This window comes from Spirosoma rhododendri (assembly GCF_012849055.1).
Taxonomy (GTDB): Bacteria; Bacteroidota; Bacteroidia; order Cytophagales; family Spirosomataceae; genus Spirosoma; species Spirosoma rhododendri.
The window spans coordinates 4385769-4404486 of the sequence record NZ_CP051677.1 but is presented as its reverse complement, the minus strand read 5'-3'; the positions used below and the strand labels follow the sequence as shown (position 1 = coordinate 4404486).

Sequence of the window (18718 nt, the reverse complement as noted above, 5' to 3'; positions counted from 1 at the left end):
TCAGGTTTGCGCATGATCGACTTTTTCTTGAGTAGTAAAGACAAGGCAAAAATGCTCTGTTTTTACTTATATAATTCGATTCGTATGCGCAGGAACTGTGAAATAAGCCGGGTAATGGTCTGCCCGATAGTTTGTTTTACTTTGCAGATAAATCCCACCCGGGTAAACTATGGATTCAATCAGTAAAGCCAGGCGCAACCTCGACGACGCCCGTACTATTTTACGCGAAAAAGCCAACAAAGAAGAAGGCTATTATCAGGATGCTAAGTACGTCAGGATGGCTGGTCGCACCGCCTATGCGGGCGTGTTGATGGCACTGAATGATGTGCTGGGGCTTAAACGTAATGATCGGAAGGATGTAGACTGGTACGGACAGCAACTGTTACTTCTCAATAAGGACGTACTAAGTGCGTTCAGGACTACGTACCAAGTGCTACACCTCAGCATGATCTACGACGGTTTGCAGGATGCGGTAATAGTGGAAATTGGTTTGAAACGGGCCGACTCGATTATAGATTGGGTAGAGCAGCGTTCGACTGCCGCAGCGTAAACGTGTAGTCGGTAGTGTGTGGCAACAAGTTCGTAAACAACAGTGATGTCAGGTCGCTAGACCTGACATCACTGTTACATTTCACAAGAAGAACCTGTCAGATTACTCGTCGCTGCTGTCTGATGAAGGAATGGAATCGATGGCCCGGTTCACCAGGTCATCATCGGCCCCCTCGACCACGACTTTTCCGGTTCTCATGTCGACCGAAACCGTTACCTGAGCATCAGGCTCGATAGCGAGAATGGCTTCGCGGATGCGATCCTCCACGTTTTTTTTAAGCTGCTCTTCGTCAGGAATAGAATTCATGGGCTGATTGCTAGACGTTGTACGTTGCGTGTTAAACGGTTATCAGGCTGTCTGCTCGGCACCGACCCACCGCTGTGCCACGGTAAGCGTGTAATCGAGGAACGAACGGACGGTGCGCTCGTACACTTCATGGCCGACAAACTGCCCGTTGGGGTCAATGTTTTTGTCGGTTTCGTGCGATTCGTACAGCTTCGGCGACACGATAGACGAGCTGTTGGTGAAGCTAATGATCTTGTTGACCACCGTGCCCATATCGAGGGCCGGTTGCCGCCCACCCCGCCCATTCGAAATACCAACCATCGCAAACACTTTGTCGGCAAACAGGTGCTTGAACGCGGGGGTGCCTAGCTGGTGAATGGCATTGGTGGCCTGCGCCGGGGCCGTCCAGTTGTATTCAGGTAAGGCGAAGATCACCAGATCGGCCGAAGCCCAGGCGGTGGTCAGTTCTTGCTGGAAGGGCGTCAGCGCATCGGCGTTGAGCCAGCCCTGACCGGCAAATGGTATGTCGTAGTGCTCGTAATTAACGATGGTGACGGTATGCTGATTCGTTTCGGCCAACAGGTTGTTCAGGTAATTGACGAAACGAAGCGAGTTGCTGTTGGGGCGCGACGAGGTCGCTATAAGCGCAATATGCATAGGAGTGGGGTCGTAATTGCCTAACCAACCCAGTGTCGCACAGATTGGTTTCGGTTTGTGATAATAGGGCAGGTGCCGACTCTTTTTCAGGACGTTGGCTGCAACGGTTGTGGAAGTCACGGGGTCTTTGTCATCAGATAGACAAACCAAAGTGTACTACGACCATGAAATCACTATACGTTTTGCTGATGCTGGCTGCGTATCAGACATACGGACAAACGCCCGGTCAGGTCCGGCCGGATTCGATGCCGGTTGCCCGGCCCGAACGCGGCAGCAAGATTATTCTCCGGCCGAACAATTTCTCCGACAGCGTTACTCACGAACTGTTGAAAAGTCTGCCCAATGCCGACCGGGGTAAACCCGACGATATGCCGGTTGCCCGGCCCGAGCGCGGTAGCACCATTCCCATGCCGACGACGGTACCCGACAACGCCTTTTACCGCTCACCAAAAGACCCATCCAACGTCGTTCGGGCTACTTTGGACAATATGCCGATACATGGGTACGACACGACCAAACGGCATTCATCAGCCATCCGGCGAATTAGGCCGAGGAAGTAAACTCGGTATTCGGTTTTCAGTATATGGTTTACAGTAGCCTGGACCGGTGCGCCGGCCACCGTGGCGCGGTGCGATCCACGTCTGGTAGCCGTAGGCTAACTACGTAAGGCGGCAGCTATCTGGCCGCTATCGCGCCCGTCTACACCTGGAAGGTGCAGACGACAAACTGTAGCCTGGACCGGCCCGCCGGCGCGGCTCCAGGTCCGGGTGGTCGCAAAGCGGCCAAAAAGCTGCCGCCTGATATAGTTGCCTTGACGGGCACCCGGACCTGGAGGTCCAGGCTACACATGCGCGTCAGCCGCCGTAAACCGAAAACTGTAAACCATATACCGCAAACTTACCGCAACGCCTGCGCCAGATCGGCGATCAGGTCTTCGGCGTGTTCGAGGCCGATGGATACGCGGAGCAGGTTGGCAGGCGTGGTGGAGTTGGGGCCTTCGACGCTGGCCCGGTGCTCGATCAAACTTTCGACACCTCCCAGACTCGTGGCGCGGGTGAACAGTTTCAGCTTACCGATAAACGCCAGCGCTTCGGCGGCTCCACCGTTTACCTGCACCGATAGCATGGCCCCTGGCCCGTTCATTTGCTGGGCAATCAGCGCGCGGTCGGGGTGATTGGGCAGGCCGGGGTAATGCACTTTTTCGACCGATGGATGCCCGTCGAGGAAGTCGGCGACGGCCTGCGCGGTGGCCATCTGCGCCCGCATTCGGACGCCCAACGTTTTGATGCCCCGACTAATGAGCCAGCAATCGAACGGCGACGGCACCGCCCCCGACAGACTTTGCAACGACCGGACCCGCTGGGCGAACTCGTCGTTGCGTTTGAATACCAGTGCCCCGCCCAGCACGTCGGAGTGGCCGCTCAGGTACTTGCTGGTCGAGTGCATCACGATGTCGCAGTTCAACTCGAGCGGGCGTTGCAGCACGGGCGTCGCCCAGGTGTTGTCGCAGACGCAGAGTGCCCCCGCGTCGTGCGCCAGTCGCGCAACTGTTAGTAAGTCAGTGATTGTCAGGAGGGGGTTCGAGGGCGTTTCGCACCAGACCAGCCGCGTGTTTTCGTGCATCGACTGCTTCACCGCGTCCAGATCGTCCATGTGTACCCGCGTGTAGGTCAGGCCCCAGGGGTGAAACACCTGTTCGAGCAGGGCGGGGGTGCCGTAGTACGAGTCGGTGGCTACGAGTACGTGATCGCCGGGGCTGAGTGCCTGCAAGAGCGTCATGGTAGCCGCCTGCCCCGACCCGAACGCCATCCCGACGGCTCCGCCTTCGAGCGTCGCCAATGCCGTTTCGAGGGCTTCGCGGTTGGGGTTGTTGGGGCGCGTGTACAGGTACGGCCCGGTTAGTTCGTTGGCTTCGTCGCGGGCAAAGGTCGTGGCAAGATGTATGGGCGGGACCACGGCCCCCGTTGTTGGGTCGGCCTGATGAGTGGCTTTCAGGGCAAGCGTATCGAAATGCATAGCGCGGCACCAGCCGGAGCTGGCGGGTTAGTCTGAACACCGAAGTACCGCATTTTACCCCGCAAAACCGAAGCATATCGGCGTTCCGCTTACATGTACCCGTGTTCGCGGGCGTGGGCGATCAGGTCGATGGTTTTGTTGACGTTGGCTTTTTTCATCAGGCTTTTCCGGTGCGTATTGACGGTGTTGACGCTGATAAATAGCCGGTCGCCGATCTCCTGACTCGACAGTCCCTGCCCAACCAGCCGGAGAATATCCTGCTCGCGTTCGCTGAAGAGGGGTTGGGTACGCTGAAGATAATCCCGGAGAAACTGCGGGAACGTTTCACTGCGGGGTCCCGCCAGGTGCCAGTTGATACGGCTGGATGTCGTAACCAGGCTAATGTCGGTGCAGATACTCAGGTGGGCGACGACCTCATTCTGCTGGTTGATGATAAACGGGGTACTCTGCCGCAGGATGGTTATGTAGGTGCCGTCGGCCTTTTGCACCCGGTAGTTCATCTGGAATGTCGTCAGAAACGGAGCGAGGTAGGGCGCGTTGCCCAGCACGAACGACAACAGGGCCTTCGACAGGGTAAAATACGTGCTGCGGTCGGCCGGGTGGATAAACCGAACGATGAAGTCGGCCGTCAGATCCGACAGCTCATAGCCGAGACAAGAGTCGAAACCCTTGTGAAAAAACCGGCCCGACCGGATGTCGTGGACGTACATAAACTGCGTCGGCAGGAGCGGCACCGTTTGCAGGTACTGCTCAACTTCCGACTGGAAGATGGGTTTCAGGTCGTCGTGCAGCGAGCGCAGACTATTCAGAAACGTGACAAATTCCAGACCCTCGGGGGTAGTAGCATCGACCAGCCCGTTCTTCATACGTTGCGGCTTTTTTCATGGGTTGTAGCGATTGAAAGACGATAACGACCCGCAGGCGGTACGCTACCGGATAGGGAGTAGACAAAAATCGGATATGAATGATTGAAAACCAGTCTATCTGTTAATTAATATTTTGCGTGTAGTTGTATTATCTATAGATAATATTGTTTTATTGGAAAATACAGCTATAAAAATCACTAATTCAGGTGATTGACCTTATTTTAGACAAGTCTTAGGTTTGTTGTGGCTGCACACTGGAGCCAATCACGTAAACCTGACCATGTCATGCCCAAAGTAGAACTCGAACCCCACAAGGACGGTGATTATTTTGTTGATTATGAGGAGAAAGTATTTGAGGACGTCAAGGCCGAACCCGGCCAGAAAGCCCTCGTCACGTTTCACACGGTAGCGTTCGAAGGGTCTATCGGACTGGTCAATATCCTGTCGGCGACGCGGCTGCTACGGAAAGGGTTCGACACATCGATTCTGCTCTACGGCCCCGGCGTTACTCTCGGTATTCAGCGCGGTTTTCCCAAGATCGGTAGCGAAGCCTTCCCCGGTCACCTCGTCTACACGCAGCGGCTGATGAAGTTCATGGAAGAGGGCGGCAAGATCTTCGCCTGCCGCTTTGCGCTTCAGGCACTCTACGGGCATGGCGAACCGTCGCTGCTGCCCGGTATACGCCCCATTGGCCCGCTCGATGTGCTCGATCTCAACCTGATCCACCGGCGCGACAACTCGGTGATTATCGACACCTGGACCCTGTAGTGAGGTAGGGAGTGGGCGACTCCGCCTGCTGCCGTGACGTTCGCTGAAAGCAACAGACTGAAAACCAGAAACCGTAGGTATGGCTACCAAAAAAGTCATCAAAGCCGCAGCGGCACAGATTAAACCGGTACTGGGCGACGGGATCGGCACCATCGAAAAGGTCTGCGATACGATCCGGATGGCGGCAGCGCAGGGCACCGACATCATCGTGTTTCCCGAAACGTTCGTGCCCAACTACCCGTATTTTTCGTTCATCACCCCGCCCGTTGCGGCTGGCAAGGAGCACCTGAAACTCTACGCCGAATCGGTCGTGGTGCCGGGTCCGCTGACCGATCTGGTCGCGAGTGCGGCCCGCGAGTGCTCGATGGTGGTGGTGCTGGGGGTCAACGAACGCGACGGCGGTACGCTCTACAACACCCAGCTCGTATTCGATACGACGGGGGAACTGGTGCTGAAACGACGGAAGATCACGCCCACCTACCACGAGCGGATGATCTGGGGGCAGGGCGACGGCAGCGGCTTGCACGCCGTCGACACGACGATTGCGCGCGTGGGGGCGCTGGCCTGCTGGGAGCACTACAACCCGCTGGCCCGCTACGCGCTCATGGCCGATGGCGAAGAAATTCACTGTGGGCAGTTTCCGGGGTCGATGGTCGGGCAGATTTTCGCCGATCAGATGGAAGTCACGATCCGGCACCACGCGCTGGAAGCTGGCTGCTTCGTGATCAACGCCTGTGGCTGGCTCGACGACGAACAGATTACGTCGATCACGCCCGACCCGGCCCTGCAAAAAGCCCTGCGCGGTGGCTGCATGACCGCCATCATTTCGCCGGAAGGGGTTCATCTGTGCCCGCCCATCACCGAAGGCGAAGGTATTGCCTATGCGGAACTGGACATGGCCCTAATCTGGAAACGAAAGCGAATGATGGATTCCGTTGGGCACTACGCCCGGCCCGAATTACTGTCTGTCAACCTGAATCAGGCGGCCCACCAGCCGGTACACACCCACGGCGGTCGGCCTGACGTAACGACACCTGCCTATGCTCTCCGAGGAACTATTGACTGAATTGCAGACGATGGGGCTGCGGCTCGACGACTTGGTAGCTGGCACGACACCCGCCCGCCGGGGTGGTGCCGGACCAACGGACCACAAAGCCGTGCGGATTGCCGGTACGACGCTGATGGTGCCGGTCTACAATCAGTCGTCGGGATCGTCGCCCTACCACGCGGGTGCCCCCAACGTGCTGGGCGTGGCCGATCTGCTGCGGAACGGCGAAAAGCTGGGGCTTATCAGCTTTCCGCGCCAGCCCAACTTTTACAGCCATACGACCACCGACGGGGTACCGTTCTGGAAAATAGCCCAGCTTCACAGTCACAACGTACTGGCAACGACGCTGTTGCAAAATTGTATCCGGTACGGCGACAGCAGCACGTCGTGTCAGTTCTGCGCTATCGGCGAGTCGCTGAAGTACGGAACGACCATCGCCTACAAGAAACCGCTGCAACTGGCTGAAGTGACACGCGTGGCCGTCGAGCAGGACGGGATCGAGCAGCTGGTGATCACGACCGGCACTCCCGCTACCAAAGACCGGGGGGCGAAAATCCTGCGCGACACGGTGGCCGTGCTGCGCGAACAGGGTATCACGATTCCGATTCAGGTGCAGTGCGAACCCCCCGACGACTTTAGCTGGTTCGCCAAACTGCGCGACGCCGGTGTCGACACGCTGGGGATGCACCTCGAAGCGGCCGGGCAGGCGGTGCGGGAGCAGATCATGCCGGGCAAAGCCGAGGTGCCGCTCGATTATTACATGGACGCCTTCCGCGCGGCCGTTGCCGTGTTTGGCCGGGCTCAGGTGTCGACTTATTTGCTGGCGGGTTTGGGCGATAGCGTCGACGCGCTCGTTGACCTTAGCCGCGAGCTGATTACCATTGGTGTGTACCCGTTTGTCGTGCCTTTCGTGCCGGTTCGCAATACGCCCCTGCAAAACCACCCCTCGCCCAGTCCGGTGTTTATGAAGGCGGTGCTGGGTCCGGTCGGGCAGATGCTGGCCGAAGCCGGTATGACCGCCGACACGATCAAGGCGGGTTGCGGCAAGTGCGGTGCCTGCTCGACGCTTAAATCATTCGAGAAACTCAACGCGGCCGCTGTATGCTGATCGAAACGCCACCGCCCTTCCGAAACGACGATCTGCTGTTCGATTTTGCCCGGCAACCGTGGCAGCTTCGGCAGTATACCGACCTTCGCCGACGGATTTTCTGCACCGAACAACGCATTTTTTCGACCACCGACCGCGACGAAATCGACCGGAACGCCCTACCCATCGTGGCCGTCTCGAACTGCATGGGTATGCCCGACCGGGTGGTGGGTGTCGTGCGGATCGACGAGCGCGAACCGGGGCTTTGGTTTGGCTCACGGCTGGGCGTGGCGGATACGTACCGGCAGAAAGCCCGGTTTACCATTCAGGGGCTGTTCGATGCCGACAACGCACCCGATCTGTTTAAAACGTCGGTTGGGGCCGCGCTGATTTTTAAGGCCGTATCGACGGCAACAGCACTCGGATGCCGCCGGTTTCTGGCGAACGTACAGATGCAGAATGTCAGCTTTTTCGAACGTATGCAGTGGACCACGCTGCACACCGTCGAGCTTCACGGCATGACCCATGCCCGGATGGAAGCCAGCCTGCGGTACTATCCACCGTCGCAGGTTTCACTGGCGCAACTGAAGCAGGGGTAGGGCGTGGTGTCGTCGTACCAAACGCATCGGCTGATCCGGCCGATACCCAGTCTCAACAATCCGTAAAATCCATTGCCATGTCCGACCTGCACCAACTGATCGAATCCCTGCTGGCCATACCATCCGTTCGGGATAAGGTGTTGATCGAACGCACGTATGAACCGTTGGGCGACAGCGTGTCGACGGGGCTGTCGGCGGGTGAGCAGGTACGCCTGGGCGACGACTGCGCGGCCATTCCCGACGGGATGGGCGGCTACACGCTCTTCGCATCGGAAGGAATCATTCCGGCTTTTCTGAACCGCGACCCGTGGTTTGCGGGCTACTCGGCCGTGATGGTGAACATCAGCGATGTCTGCGCGATGGGTGGCCTGCCGGTTGCACTGACCAACGTGATCTGGACGCCCGATCAGCCCGGCAGTCGGGCGGTGTGGGAGGGGATGCTGGCGGCCTGCCGCGCCTACGACGTGCCGATGGTGGGCGGGCACACCTGCTACGGTAGCGATGGCCTGCACCTTGCCGTGTCGATCATCGGCAAGGCCCACCGCCTGCTGACGAGCTTCGACGCCCGACCCGGTGAGCAGTTGCTGATCGCTGTCGACATGAACGGGGCCTTCTATGGCGACTATCCGTTCTGGAACGCCAGCACGACGGCATCGCCCAATGATTTGCAACGAACCCTGCGCCTGCCCCACCAGATCGCTCAGATGGGCTGGTCGTCGGCGGCCAAAGACATCAGCATGGGCGGTATCATCGGTACGCTGGCGATGCTGACCCGAACCTCCGGGGTGGGGGCCACGCTGAACCTCGACGCGCTGCCCATTCCACCCGGCGTGTCGCTGCTGAAATGGCTGACCAGCTTTCCCAGCTACGGCTACCTGCTGTCGGTGCCCGACCAGTACCTACAGCCGACACTGGACTTGTTCGCCAGCAACGGCATTACGGCGGCCACTGTCGGCGGAATTACGGACGAAGCGGGTATTCAACTGGCTTACAACCAGCAGCTTGTTTCGTTTCCGTTGGATGAAATTATGCCCGCTCAATCGTATTGACACCATGCCGGAAACATACGTACATATTCAGTGGCCCGACGGTCGCGACGAAACGATTTACTCACCATCGAGCGTGATCCGAACGTATTTTGAGCCCGGTACGGAGCTGAATCTGCCCGATTTTGAGCAGCGGTGCGCTACCGCCCTGCAACACGCCAGTCGGCGGGTTCGGGAAACCTATGGCTACGAATGCACGGCGGCAATGGCCGAAAAACACCGGATGGCGGCTGCGATTCAGGCCATTCGCCGGACCCATCCCGGCCCCGACGAATCGACCGTTCGTATCCTGACTATCCATTAGCCCGCCGACGGGTGGCCGATGACAACGAACCAGAAACACAACTGCTTATGAATGCGCAAGTGACAAAAAAGAAGACGTTTGCCGAGCTGCTGGCTTCTGATAAATTCATTGTGTCGGCCGAACTGACGCCCCCGCGCCACCACGACCTGACGGGGTTTATGAACGCAGCGGCTATCGTGAGCGAATACGTCGACGTGGTGCAGATCAACGACCACCTGCTGTCGCGGGCGCGGCTCAGCAACATGGTGGCCGGGCTGCACTGTAAAATGGCGGGGATGGAGCCGATTCTGCAATTTACCCTCCGCCATCGGAACCGCATTGCCTTGCAGGGCGACCTGCTCGGCTTCGCCAATCTGGGATTGAACAACATCATCATTCTGGGCGGCTACCCCTGCGCCATCGGCACCGACCCAACCGCCGTCGACGCGACTGATCTGGGTAGTGTCGAAGCTATCGAGCGCATTACGGCCCTGACCGAACGGGGCGAGATGTTCAACGGCGACATCATCAAACCGGCCCCCAGCTTTACCGTTGGCACCATCGACTTTCCCTGCTCGCCCGATAAAATGGACGAAAGTTTTGCCCGGCTCGAACAGAAAATTGCCGCCGGGGCTAAGTTCATTCAGGTGCAGGCGATCTTTGAACTGGGGCCGATGGCCCAGTGGATGCAGGAAGTTGTCCGGCGGGGGCTGCACAAAAAAGCGCGGTTTATCGGCGCAATTTTCCCGTTTAGCGGGGCCGAGCGGCTGCACGTGCTGAAAGAAATTCCGGGGCTGAGCATTCCCGACCACCTGCTGCACCGCATCGAAAGCCACAACAGCGAACGCGAGAGTCTGGCTATCACCCTTGAACTGATCGACGGTATCCGGTCGATGGAGGGCATCACCGGGCTACATATCCGTTCCATCGGTGCGGAAGATTGGGTGCCCCGCATCATCACAGCCGCTGGCCTGGGCGAGCAACTGGTGTACTGAGTGTTGGTCGATTTTGGTACTGTTATTGCGATTCAGTAACAAAACTGAGTGCATGCCCAGTCTCGATCCCTACACGCAACCGTTAACGGCAAAAACGGCCGCGCATCTGCTGCGCCGGGCCACGTTTGGCCCCACGCAGGCCGAGATTTCGGCCTTTACGGGTCTGACGGCCGCTGACGCGGTGAACCGGCTTATCTCGAACGCGAACTATTCACCCTCGCCCCCCATCGATCTCGACAGCACGCAGTCGACGGCGGGGCAACCGTATCTGGGCTTGCCCTTCAACGGCGACCGTAACTTCGACTTCGGCCACTACCTGCGCTATTGGTGGATGCGGCTGATGACCGATCAGACCACCCCGCCGAGTCTGCTCGATAAACTCACGCTGTTCTGGCAGAATCATTTCGTTGCCACCCGCGAGGTGATCGACGACTACCGATTCGTCAATCGCTATTTGTTGCTATTGCGAAATAATGCGCTCGGTAATTTCCGTACGCTCGTGACGGAGGTGAGTAAAGACCCCGGTATGCTGGTGTTCCTCAATGGGGGACAAAATGAAGTCGGTAAGCCCAACGAAAACTACGCGCGGGAGCTACAGGAGCTGTTTACGGTAGGTGCCTTCGACGCTGACGGCAACAAGAATTACACCGAAGACGACGTGAAAGCGGCTGCGCGGGTGCTGACGGGCTGGAAATACACCAACTTCTGGAAAGCTGGCTCCACCACATTCGACACCACCTTCACCAGCACCAAGCACGATTCGACCAACAAAACCTTCTCGGCCAGCTACAACAACACCGTCATCACAGGCCGGACGGGCACGACGGCGGGCGACGCCGAACTGACCGATCTGGTGGCGATGCTGCTGCGCCATCCGCAGACCCCCCGCTTCATCTGCCGCAAACTCTACCGCTGGTACGTCAACCCGAACGTCACGGCCGACATCGAAAATACGGTCATCATCCCCCTGGCGCAGTTCTTTGCCAGCACTACCAACAACTACGCTATCCGGCCGGTGCTCGAAAAGCTGCTGACGAGTCAGGTATTTTTTGACGATACCAACATCGGCTCGATGATAAAATCACCCGCCGATCTGGCTGTTGGGTCGATGCGGCTGTTCAATCAGCCCGTTCCCGACATGAACACCGACTACACGGCGTTCAAAAAATACTTCGATTTCATGTTCTGGCGGATGCGCGATATGCAAATGGCGCTGATCGACCAGCCGACTGTTTTCGGCTACGACGCGTACTACCAGACGGGCTATTCGCGCATCTGGATCAACACCACGACGCTGGCCCTCCGCAGCGACTACACCGATGCGTACATCTGGCAGTGGCTGGAAATAAAAACGGGCTACAAAATGGGGATCGACGTAGTGGCGTGGGCTACCAGCCTTCAAGCCAACTTCGCCGACCCAACCGGAACTCCCGCCATCACCTGCGTCGACGTACTGACGGCCTTCTCGAAGAATCTGTTTGCGCTCGACCTGTTTCAAAGCCAGAACGATTTCCTGATCGACACCATCATGATGCAGGGAATCCCCCGCACTTCCTGGGCCTTTGAGTGGAATGCCTACCGTAGTGCACCCACCAACACCAGCAAACGCAACGCGGTAAAATACCGCCTGCAAAACCTCATGCGCTACATGCTCCGCATGGCCGAGTATCAACTGTTTTAAAGAGTGAAAGAGCGAAAGACTGAAAGAGCGATGGTTAGCGCGAATCAGATGATGCGCCAGCCACTCTTTCGCTCATTCGCTCTTTCACTCTTTCGCTCTTTAAAAACATGAAACGTCGTGATTTTCTGGCGGCAGCGTCGGCGAGTGTGCTGCCCGTTTTACTGGATGGGTTTGGGTTGAAAGCCCTCAATCGGCAGTCGGCACTGGTGCAGGCACTGCTCGAAACGCAGGCCGATTACTCCGACCGGGTGCTGGTCATCGTGTACCTCAACGGGGGAAACGACGGCCTGAATACCGTGATTCCGCTCGATCAGATGAGCCAGTACAACGCCCTACGGAGCAATATTGCCATTCCGCAAAGTAAGGTGCTGACCCTCGACGGGAACGATACGACCGGCCTGCACCCCGCCATGACCGGCCTGCGCGACCTCTACAACGACGGCAAACTATCGGTCGTCCACTCGGTGTCGTACCCCAACCCCGATCAGTCGCACTACCGCGCCACCGACATCTGGATGACGGGCGTCGATGCCGACGTGACCGCGACGACGGGCTGGGCCGGGCGGTACCTGGAGAATCAGTTTCCGGGCTACCCAACTGGTTACCCCAACGCGCAGATGGAAGACCCGCTCGCTATTCAGATCGGCTACCTGACCTCAACGGCCCTGCTGGGTAGTCAGCAGTCGATGGGGATTGCCCTGAGTGACCCCGACAGTTTTTACCAGCTCGTGGGTGCCAGCAGTGTAACTTCGCCGGGCGGGTTGCCCTGTTGCGACGCGGGTGACCTGATTGCCTACGTGCGGAAGCAGCAGGCGCTGTCGGTGGGCTACGCCAGCGAAATCAAGCGGGCCGCTGACGCTGGCAAAAACCTCGCGACCTACCCCGACAAAGCGGTCGGTAATTCGTTGGCTGAACAGTTAAAAATTGTGGCCCGGCTGATTCATGGCGGCCTTAAGACCAAAATTTATTTCGTGTCGCTGGGGGGCTTCGACACCCATGCCGCGCAGGTCGATGCCAGCGATACCGCGACCGGCGACCATGCCACCCGGCTCGGTAAACTCTCGGCGGGGATTGCGGCTTTTCAGCAGGATATGCTCTTGCAGGGCACGGCTGACCGGGTAGTGGGCATGACCTTTTCCGAGTTTGGGCGACGGGCCAATTCCAATGCGTCGCGCGGCACCGATCACGGCATTGCCGCTCCGATGTTTGTGTTTGGTACGAACGTCAGGCACCGCACCATTGGGCAGAATCCCAACCTGTCGGCCCTTATCGGGCAGAGTACCAACAAGGATATTCCGATGCAGATCGACTTCCGGCGCGTATACACCGACGTGCTGACCGACTGGTTTGGTACGGCGCAGCCAACGACCTCGTCGCTGCTGTTCCGGCAGTTTCCCACCGTCTCGCTGTTTTCCGACATGGTTGAAACCGTCGCGTCCGGCGACTGGAGCAACGGCAACGTCTGGACGGTCGGGCGGAAGCCGATGGCGAGTGAGTACGTGCGGGTCAACGCGGGGCACACCGTCACGCTGCGGCAGTCGGTCAACGTCCGCAACCTCCGGCTCGACGGCAAACTCATTACCGGTGGCTACACCGTGCAAATGACCGGCTAACCGGGCGAAACTGTAAATTCCGTCAACGTACTGACGGAATTTACAGTTTGCGGCTGTGGCATTGCTCGTGTTCACGCTGATCAATCGCGACAATTATCTTTCGTTTATCAGCTAACAGTCGGGAATGGTCGCCGGTTGTGCATACACAGACGGTTGCGTAGATGAACTGAAATCTACACTTTTACGCCCGCTGTATGCACGCATACCACTTGCTATGGAACCGACGACCTATCAATCCCTCGCACTCACTACCGACGACGGCGTACTGACCGTTACGCTCCTAGGACCCGGCAAAGGCAACGCCATGGGTCCCGAATTCTGGGAAGAACTCCCACAGGCCATGACCGCTATCGACCAGATGGACGATGTCCGCTGCGTCATCGTCCGGGGCAGTGGCGACCACTTCAGCTATGGCCTCGACGTCCACAAGATGATGCCCAAACTGAGCACCATGACCAGTGCTGAACGCTCGGAAGTCACGACGCAGATTCGGCAGATGCAGTCGGGTTTTCAGAAGATGCACGAGTCGCCCCGGCCGGTTATCGCGGCTATCCACGGCTGGTGCATCGGCGGTGGGGTCAACATGATCGCTGCGGCTGACATCCGGCTGTGCTCGCGCGACGCGAAGTTTAGCCTGCGCGAAGCCAAACTCGCCATGACGGCCGACATCGGGGGCTTGCAGTTTCTGCCGCCAATTATTGGGCAGGGCTTCACCCGCGAAATGGCGTTCACCGGCAACGACTACGACGCCAGCTTCGCCGAACGCATTGGCCTCGTCAATCACGTATACGACACGCCCGACGCCTTATTTGAAGCCGCTATGACACTGGCCCGGCAAATCGCCGACAACTCATCGTCGGCCGTGACGGGTGTGAAGCAGGTGCTAAACCGCAGTCTGGATAAGTCTGTCGAGGAGGGCTTGCAATACGTCGCCGAACTCAACTCCGGTCAGCTCCAGTCCGACGACTTCAGCGAAGCCATCAAAGCCACCCAGGAAAAACGCCAGGCCCGGTTTAATAAAAAGATTAACCGGGGGTACTAACCTTAAAGAGCGAAAGAATGAAAGAGTGAAATCGGACCGCCGAAGCGGAGCCAATGATGCGCCAGCCACTCTTTCGCTCTTTCACTCTTTCGCTCTTTCACTCTTTCATTCTTTCGCTCTTTAGAAACATGAACGCAACAGGAATGCTCCGGGATGGGGCTTTGCAGGGAAAAACGATTATCGTGACCGGGGGCGGTACGGGGCTGGGTAAGTCCATTACGCGCTACCTGTTGACGCTGGGTGCCAACGTCACGATCTGTAGCCGTCGGCAGGCGGTGATCGATGAAACGGCGCAGGAACTCACGACCGAACTGGCTGCTGTTGAAGGAGTCGGACGCATACTGGCGGTACCGTGCGACGTGCGTAACCCGCAAGAAATCGAGAACGTGCTGGCGCAGACGGTCGAAACGTTTGGCCGGGTCGATGGGCTGCTCAACAACTCGGCGGGAAATTTCATCAGCCCCACTGAACGGCTGTCGTACAAAGCCTTCGACACGATCGTCGACATCGTGCTGCGCGGGACGTATTATTTCACGCTGGCTGTCGGCAAATACTGGATCGAGAACAAGATTTCCGGCACGGTGCTGAACATCTCAACAACTTATGCCACAACGGGTTCGGGCTATGTCGTGCCGAGTGCGGTGGCCAAAGGCGGTGCCCTGATTATGACCAAGTCGCTGGCGGCTGAGTGGGGCAAGTACGGTATCCGGGTCAACGCGATTGCACCCGGCCCGTTCCCGACAAAAGGCGCGTGGGACCGGCTGTTCCCCGAACCACTCGCCAGCTTGATGGATGATCCCGGAAGCCGTATCCCGCTCAACCGCGTTGGCGACCACGGCGAACTGGCTAATCTGGCGGCTTACCTGCTGTCGGATTTCTCGGGCTACATCACCGGCGAAAGCATCACTATCGACGGGGGTGAAGTGCTGATGGCGGGCGAGTTCAGCCACCTCCGCGACGTCACCGACGAGCAGTGGGACGAAGTATCCAAAAGCATCAAACAGGCCAACCGGGCGAGTAAATCGTGATAGTTTAAGGTTTGTAGTTTGAGGTTTAAGGTTCAACGTTACCTCTTCAGGCGACAACCTTAAACATTAAACTACAAACTTTGAACCAGCTTCTCATACGCCAGAAAGCGCAGGCCGGGGCGGAAACTGAGGGTGATGTCGCCAGCGTATCGGTAGCCGAGTTTAGGGAACAGCCGCTGCGTGATCTGGTTTTCCGAATTGGTGTCGATGCGCAAATAGCCGATACCCCGGTCGAGAGCGAGTTGTTCGGCCTGCTGCAACAGCGCAACCGCTACGCCCTGCCCTCGAAACTGCGGGTCGACGGCCAGTCGGTGCGTCACGATAGCCCGCTCGATGAGGTCGAAGCCCACCTGCGCGTACTCTGGTTCCTGATCTTCCGTCAGAGCCGCCAGTCCAGCTATATCATTGCCAATCAGGGCTATCCAAAGCTGCTTTTTGTCAATGTCCTGCCCGAACACGGTGGCGTTGGGGTAGTGGTCATCCCACTGAAAATTGCCGCTTTCGCGCATCACCGGAATCACGCGTTTCAGCAGCGTCAGCAGCGCGGGCATATCATCGGCCGTAGCCAGTCGTAGGGTCATTGAGGGTTTAATGTTTAAAGTCTAAGGGTCAAGGTTTGTGCCGGGCCAACGGGCGGTTTGATGTTTAAAGTCGTTGCTAACGCAGTGTAACAACGTTAAACATCAAACAATAAACCTTGAACCCAACTACAATTCCTCCTTCAGCATCTCTACCACCATCGCCAGTTCTTTGACGGTCGTTTCGGGGTTGCCGTTGTAGCCGATGGATCGGTACCGAACGCGCCCTTTGCCGTCGATGATCACCTTCGTTGGGATGCCCTGCACCTTATAAGCATTGGCGACGCGCTGCTGAACGTCGATGGGCACGACGAACGGGTAGGTGTTGCGCTCCATGAACGAATGAACGCGCTGCAACGGCCCTCCTTCGCGGGTGTTTACGAACAGAAACCGGACGTTAGGGTCGCTCTGGAAGCGGGTCTGTGCCTGCTGCATCGCCGGAAACGACGCGATGCACGGGCCGCACCAGGTCGCCCAGAAGTCGAGCACGACCACTTTGCCCCGGCAGGCCGACGACGAGATCGTACGGCCCTGTAAATCAGTCATGGAGAAGGCGGGCGCAGGTTCGTTAATCATTACCGATCGCAGTTCGTCGCGGAGGTTTTCGCGCAGGTCGGATTCAAGGTCGTGCAGATGGGCGTCGGCGTTGGCGAGGGATTGGCCGGGCTGTTTAGCGTACCAGTCGCGGTAAGCGGTTTTGAGCCGGTTCGTTGCCAGACCAAGCTGAATGGCTTCTTCGGTGTAAGGCTGGGCAGTGGCCGCGTGGTTCGTTTGCAGGGCGCAGAGGAAATAGCGTTCGTTGGTGCGTTCGTCGCTGGTTTCGACGTCGGCCGGGCTAACGACCGTCTGGTAAACCGGCCACGCATCGGCGTAACGGCCCTGCTGCTCGAGCGCACGAGCGTATGTGTTCTGCAACTGCCGGTGCCGGTTCTGCTTCTCCGACGCCCACTGACTGGCGGCAATGTTGCCGGGTCGGGGCTGTACGTTCAGGTCGGCGAGGGCGCGTTTGATGAGGAGTTCAGCGGTGGGTACGTCGCGCTTTTCGTCGGCCATCTGAAAGGCGATCGTGTTGAGCATCAAGACGTCGGTCTGCGTTGGCGGCAGCGCGTTGACCAGCGTCATCATCCCCGAATGTCGTTGTTTTTGTAGTAGCCGTCGGTCATCATCACGCTCAGCGCGGGCAGGTACGACGAAGTCGGAAATTCCTTCGCAAAGGCCTGATATAATGTTTTCTTCTGGGTCCAGTCGGTCTGATTTCGCACCGCCATCGACCGGTCTTTCTGCGCCATTGACCCCGCCGGGTCCGCCGTTTTCTGGCGTTCGCGCAGGGCGTTGGCCTTCGTAAAGTCGCCCATACTTTCATAAAGCTGAGCCGCCGTGGTCAGTTCCGCCACCGTTGGTTTGGGTCGCGACGCCAGATATGACCGAATCCCCGCGTCGACTTTCGGGCCGTAGCCGGGCTTCTGCTGTTTTACCAGCGCGGCCAGATAATCCGACCAGTAGAGTGGGCGCAGGTCGGGGTGCTCGGCCAGTTCGAGTTCGTACAGCTGCACCACCCGGCTGGGGTCGGGCCGCGCGTCGGATTCGTACAGAAAATGACTGCGCGTGAACACCGACGCCTGACCTCCCAGGGCGTGGGGCAGCGGGCACCCCTTCTCATCGCAGACCGGCACCGCGTACAGCATTCCCCGATTCAGATCGACCCGGCGTGTTTGCTGTGGGTTGCGGAATAGCAGCAGCATCCCCGACACGTTATTGTTTGGAATAGTCAGTTGCCCGACATAGTCGCGCCCCTGCCTTACCAGCGTCAACCCCCTCGGCTGACTCAGGCTCATAACGGCGGGTGCCCCGTAGCGCACAAATCGGGCTTCGATCAGGCTATCGGTAGCCAGTGGTGTGCCCTGTGGCGAGTACGTAAACGACACGGCCTGCCCAACCTGCGGAGCGACAGGCAGATAGCGGAACTGCGCCTGACTAATGCCAGCCAGCAAGAGGAGCGGGGAGAAGAAAGCAAGGTTTTTCACTCCTCCAAAGTACAAACGCCCAGCGCATAATGCTACCGAAGCCCCATTTACTTACTGAGTTTTCGTCGAAACAGCGGTGAATCGAGCCACCCTGAACGGGGTGATGGACGTCAGTTGACCGGATATCACCGGAAACGTGCCCATTAAAATCAGAACATTCAAATCAATTACGTGAACAAAGGAGGAAATCATAAACAATCGTACACTGGAGTCGGCGGGATGGAATGAAAAATGCTTATCAGCGTGTATGGTAAACAACAAGTTTATGAAAAATAAATTTGCTAAACTTATATACATATTCGCCTTCTTTCTTTTGATTGCAAGGGCACAGGCGCAGACAGATCGTAACATTAGCTTCGCCTACAGTCTGAGCGACTCAGCCACCACTTCGGCCGGTCTCTTCGCCAGCGATTCAACACTCATCAACACCCTGTGGTCGGCCCGGCTAACACCGCCCGGCACCTTCTCGGCCGCCCTCGCCCCACCGACCAGACCGGACGCGCCCTGCCCCCGGCAGCTACCACGTCCGCGTCCTGAGTAGCCGCGTGCGCT

General features: G+C 58.0%; 21 protein-coding genes. 14 read left to right on the top strand and 7 right to left on the bottom strand.

Translation table 11 applies throughout. The annotated features are described in order from the left end of the window. Positions 1-169 precede the first annotated feature (169 nt). Positions 170-550 carry a DUF5618 family protein gene (locus HH216_RS18345; protein ID WP_169552113.1) on the top strand — a complete coding sequence of 127 codons (381 nt, stop codon included), beginning with the start codon at positions 170-172 and terminating at the stop codon, positions 548-550. A gap of 102 nt (positions 551-652) precedes the next feature. On the opposite strand, the gene HH216_RS18340 is transcribed toward HH216_RS18345, so the two are convergent. Both HH216_RS18340 and HH216_RS18335 read right to left on the bottom strand, forming a co-directional pair. Then, the gene (locus HH216_RS18340; protein ID WP_169552112.1) at positions 653-856 is read right to left on the bottom strand and encodes a hypothetical protein; all 204 of its coding nucleotides are present in this window, start codon (positions 854-856) and stop codon (positions 653-655) included. Positions 857-898: 42 nt separating this feature from the next. Next, positions 899-1492, bottom strand: coding sequence for an NADPH-dependent FMN reductase (locus tag HH216_RS18335; RefSeq protein ID WP_169552111.1), 594 nt, complete (start codon positions 1490-1492; stop codon positions 899-901). A 164-nt stretch (positions 1493-1656) separates the two neighbouring features. Here HH216_RS18335 and HH216_RS18330 point away from each other — a divergent pair, with 164 nt between their 5' ends. Continuing rightward, positions 1657-2052: a hypothetical protein gene (locus tag HH216_RS18330; RefSeq protein ID WP_169552110.1), complete on the top strand. Its 396-nt coding sequence runs from the start codon at positions 1657-1659 to the stop codon at positions 2050-2052. A gap of 337 nt (positions 2053-2389) precedes the next feature. Here HH216_RS18330 and HH216_RS18325 read toward each other — a convergent pair whose 3' ends face one another. Further along, positions 2390-3508 (bottom strand): trans-sulfuration enzyme family protein, encoded by a 1119-nt coding sequence (locus tag HH216_RS18325; protein ID WP_169552109.1) that lies wholly within the window; start codon positions 3506-3508, stop codon positions 2390-2392. A gap of 89 nt (positions 3509-3597) precedes the next feature. Further along, positions 3598-4374: a LuxR C-terminal-related transcriptional regulator gene (locus HH216_RS18320; protein ID WP_169552108.1), complete on the bottom strand. Its 777-nt coding sequence runs from the start codon at positions 4372-4374 to the stop codon at positions 3598-3600. A gap of 285 nt (positions 4375-4659) precedes the next feature. Here HH216_RS18320 and HH216_RS18315 point away from each other — a divergent pair, with 285 nt between their 5' ends. From HH216_RS18315 to HH216_RS18265, 11 genes are all read left to right on the top strand, one after another. Continuing rightward, positions 4660-5142 carry an MSMEG_0572/Sll0783 family nitrogen starvation response protein gene (locus HH216_RS18315; RefSeq protein WP_169552107.1) on the top strand — a complete coding sequence of 161 codons (483 nt, stop codon included), beginning with the start codon at positions 4660-4662 and terminating at the stop codon, positions 5140-5142. 79 nt (positions 5143-5221) lie between these two features. Further along, the gene (locus HH216_RS18310; RefSeq protein WP_169552106.1) at positions 5222-6208 is read left to right on the top strand and encodes a Nit6803 family nitrilase; all 987 of its coding nucleotides are present in this window, start codon (positions 5222-5224) and stop codon (positions 6206-6208) included. After that, on the top strand, positions 6183-7298 hold the full coding sequence (locus tag HH216_RS18305) for an MSMEG_0568 family radical SAM protein (protein ID WP_169552105.1): 1116 nt from the start codon (positions 6183-6185) through the stop codon (positions 7296-7298). Before HH216_RS18310 ends, HH216_RS18305 begins: the two co-directional genes overlap by 26 nt. Then, positions 7292-7876 carry an MSMEG_0567/Sll0786 family nitrogen starvation N-acetyltransferase gene (locus HH216_RS18300; RefSeq protein WP_169552104.1) on the top strand — a complete coding sequence of 195 codons (585 nt, stop codon included), beginning with the start codon at positions 7292-7294 and terminating at the stop codon, positions 7874-7876. The genes HH216_RS18305 and HH216_RS18300 overlap by 7 nt, the downstream gene beginning before the upstream one ends. 77 nt (positions 7877-7953) lie before the next feature. Continuing rightward, a complete protein-coding gene (locus HH216_RS18295) occupies positions 7954-8925 on the top strand; it encodes a sll0787 family AIR synthase-like protein (protein ID WP_169552103.1) in 972 nt (323 codons plus the stop codon). Positions 8926-8929: 4 nt separating this feature from the next. Then, a complete protein-coding gene (locus tag HH216_RS18290; RefSeq protein ID WP_169552102.1) occupies positions 8930-9226 on the top strand; it encodes an MSMEG_0570 family nitrogen starvation response protein in 297 nt (98 codons plus the stop codon). A gap of 47 nt (positions 9227-9273) precedes the next feature. Further along, positions 9274-10200, top strand: a complete 927-nt coding sequence (locus HH216_RS18285) for a methylenetetrahydrofolate reductase (RefSeq protein ID WP_169552101.1) — start codon at positions 9274-9276, stop codon at positions 10198-10200. A gap of 52 nt (positions 10201-10252) precedes the next feature. Then, positions 10253-11881, top strand: a complete 1629-nt coding sequence (locus tag HH216_RS18280; RefSeq protein ID WP_169552100.1) for a DUF1800 domain-containing protein — start codon at positions 10253-10255, stop codon at positions 11879-11881. 107 nt (positions 11882-11988) lie between these two features. Further along, a complete protein-coding gene (locus HH216_RS18275; RefSeq protein ID WP_169552099.1) occupies positions 11989-13494 on the top strand; it encodes a DUF1501 domain-containing protein in 1506 nt (501 codons plus the stop codon). Between the two features lie 214 nt (positions 13495-13708). Beyond that, the gene (locus HH216_RS18270; RefSeq protein ID WP_169552098.1) at positions 13709-14536 is read left to right on the top strand and encodes a crotonase/enoyl-CoA hydratase family protein; all 828 of its coding nucleotides are present in this window, start codon (positions 13709-13711) and stop codon (positions 14534-14536) included. A gap of 128 nt (positions 14537-14664) precedes the next feature. Further along, a complete protein-coding gene (locus tag HH216_RS18265) occupies positions 14665-15564 on the top strand; it encodes an SDR family oxidoreductase (RefSeq protein WP_254448507.1) in 900 nt (299 codons plus the stop codon). Positions 15565-15635: 71 nt separating this feature from the next. Here HH216_RS18265 and HH216_RS18260 read toward each other — a convergent pair whose 3' ends face one another. From HH216_RS18260 to HH216_RS26155, 3 genes are all read right to left on the bottom strand, one after another. After that, positions 15636-16145: a GNAT family N-acetyltransferase gene (locus tag HH216_RS18260; RefSeq protein WP_169552097.1), complete on the bottom strand. Its 510-nt coding sequence runs from the start codon at positions 16143-16145 to the stop codon at positions 15636-15638. Between the two features lie 126 nt (positions 16146-16271). After that, the gene (locus HH216_RS26160; RefSeq protein WP_254448506.1) at positions 16272-17267 is read right to left on the bottom strand and encodes a TlpA family protein disulfide reductase; all 996 of its coding nucleotides are present in this window, start codon (positions 17265-17267) and stop codon (positions 16272-16274) included. After that, positions 17264-18166, bottom strand: coding sequence for a hypothetical protein (locus tag HH216_RS26155; protein ID WP_254448505.1), 903 nt, complete (start codon positions 18164-18166; stop codon positions 17264-17266). The genes HH216_RS26160 and HH216_RS26155 overlap by 4 nt, the downstream gene beginning before the upstream one ends. Positions 18167-18431: 265 nt before the next feature. Here HH216_RS26155 and HH216_RS18250 point away from each other — a divergent pair, with 265 nt between their 5' ends. Continuing rightward, the gene (locus HH216_RS18250) at positions 18432-18707 is read left to right on the top strand and encodes a hypothetical protein (protein ID WP_169552096.1); all 276 of its coding nucleotides are present in this window, start codon (positions 18432-18434) and stop codon (positions 18705-18707) included. Positions 18708-18718 lie beyond the last annotated feature (11 nt).

What these genes read in the sequence shown, in the direction of transcription:
- HH216_RS18345 (WP_169552113.1), top strand. Translation starts at nt 170, where the DNA reads ATGGATTCAATCAGTAAAGCCAGGCGCAACCTCGACGACGCCCGTACT.
- HH216_RS18340 (WP_169552112.1), bottom strand. Translation starts at nt 856, where the DNA reads ATGAATTCTATTCCTGACGAAGAGCAGCTTAAAAAAAACGTGGAGGAT.
- HH216_RS18335 (WP_169552111.1), bottom strand. Translation starts at nt 1,492, where the DNA reads ATGCATATTGCGCTTATAGCGACCTCGTCGCGCCCCAACAGCAACTCG.
- HH216_RS18330 (WP_169552110.1), top strand. Translation starts at nt 1,657, where the DNA reads ATGAAATCACTATACGTTTTGCTGATGCTGGCTGCGTATCAGACATAC.
- HH216_RS18325 (WP_169552109.1), bottom strand. Translation starts at nt 3,508, where the DNA reads ATGCATTTCGATACGCTTGCCCTGAAAGCCACTCATCAGGCCGACCCA.
- HH216_RS18320 (WP_169552108.1), bottom strand. Translation starts at nt 4,374, where the DNA reads ATGAAGAACGGGCTGGTCGATGCTACTACCCCCGAGGGTCTGGAATTT.
- HH216_RS18315 (WP_169552107.1), top strand. Translation starts at nt 4,660, where the DNA reads ATGCCCAAAGTAGAACTCGAACCCCACAAGGACGGTGATTATTTTGTT.
- HH216_RS18310 (WP_169552106.1), top strand. Translation starts at nt 5,222, where the DNA reads ATGGCTACCAAAAAAGTCATCAAAGCCGCAGCGGCACAGATTAAACCG.
- HH216_RS18305 (WP_169552105.1), top strand. Translation starts at nt 6,183, where the DNA reads ATGCTCTCCGAGGAACTATTGACTGAATTGCAGACGATGGGGCTGCGG.
- HH216_RS18300 (WP_169552104.1), top strand. Translation starts at nt 7,292, where the DNA reads ATGCTGATCGAAACGCCACCGCCCTTCCGAAACGACGATCTGCTGTTC.
- HH216_RS18295 (WP_169552103.1), top strand. Translation starts at nt 7,954, where the DNA reads ATGTCCGACCTGCACCAACTGATCGAATCCCTGCTGGCCATACCATCC.
- HH216_RS18290 (WP_169552102.1), top strand. Translation starts at nt 8,930, where the DNA reads ATGCCGGAAACATACGTACATATTCAGTGGCCCGACGGTCGCGACGAA.
- HH216_RS18285 (WP_169552101.1), top strand. Translation starts at nt 9,274, where the DNA reads ATGAATGCGCAAGTGACAAAAAAGAAGACGTTTGCCGAGCTGCTGGCT.
- HH216_RS18280 (WP_169552100.1), top strand. Translation starts at nt 10,253, where the DNA reads ATGCCCAGTCTCGATCCCTACACGCAACCGTTAACGGCAAAAACGGCC.
- HH216_RS18275 (WP_169552099.1), top strand. Translation starts at nt 11,989, where the DNA reads ATGAAACGTCGTGATTTTCTGGCGGCAGCGTCGGCGAGTGTGCTGCCC.
- HH216_RS18270 (WP_169552098.1), top strand. Translation starts at nt 13,709, where the DNA reads ATGGAACCGACGACCTATCAATCCCTCGCACTCACTACCGACGACGGC.
- HH216_RS18265 (WP_254448507.1), top strand. Translation starts at nt 14,665, where the DNA reads ATGAACGCAACAGGAATGCTCCGGGATGGGGCTTTGCAGGGAAAAACG.
- HH216_RS18260 (WP_169552097.1), bottom strand. Translation starts at nt 16,145, where the DNA reads ATGACCCTACGACTGGCTACGGCCGATGATATGCCCGCGCTGCTGACG.
- HH216_RS26160 (WP_254448506.1), bottom strand. Translation starts at nt 17,267, where the DNA reads ATGATGACGCTGGTCAACGCGCTGCCGCCAACGCAGACCGACGTCTTG.
- HH216_RS18250 (WP_169552096.1), top strand. Translation starts at nt 18,432, where the DNA reads ATGAAAAATAAATTTGCTAAACTTATATACATATTCGCCTTCTTTCTT.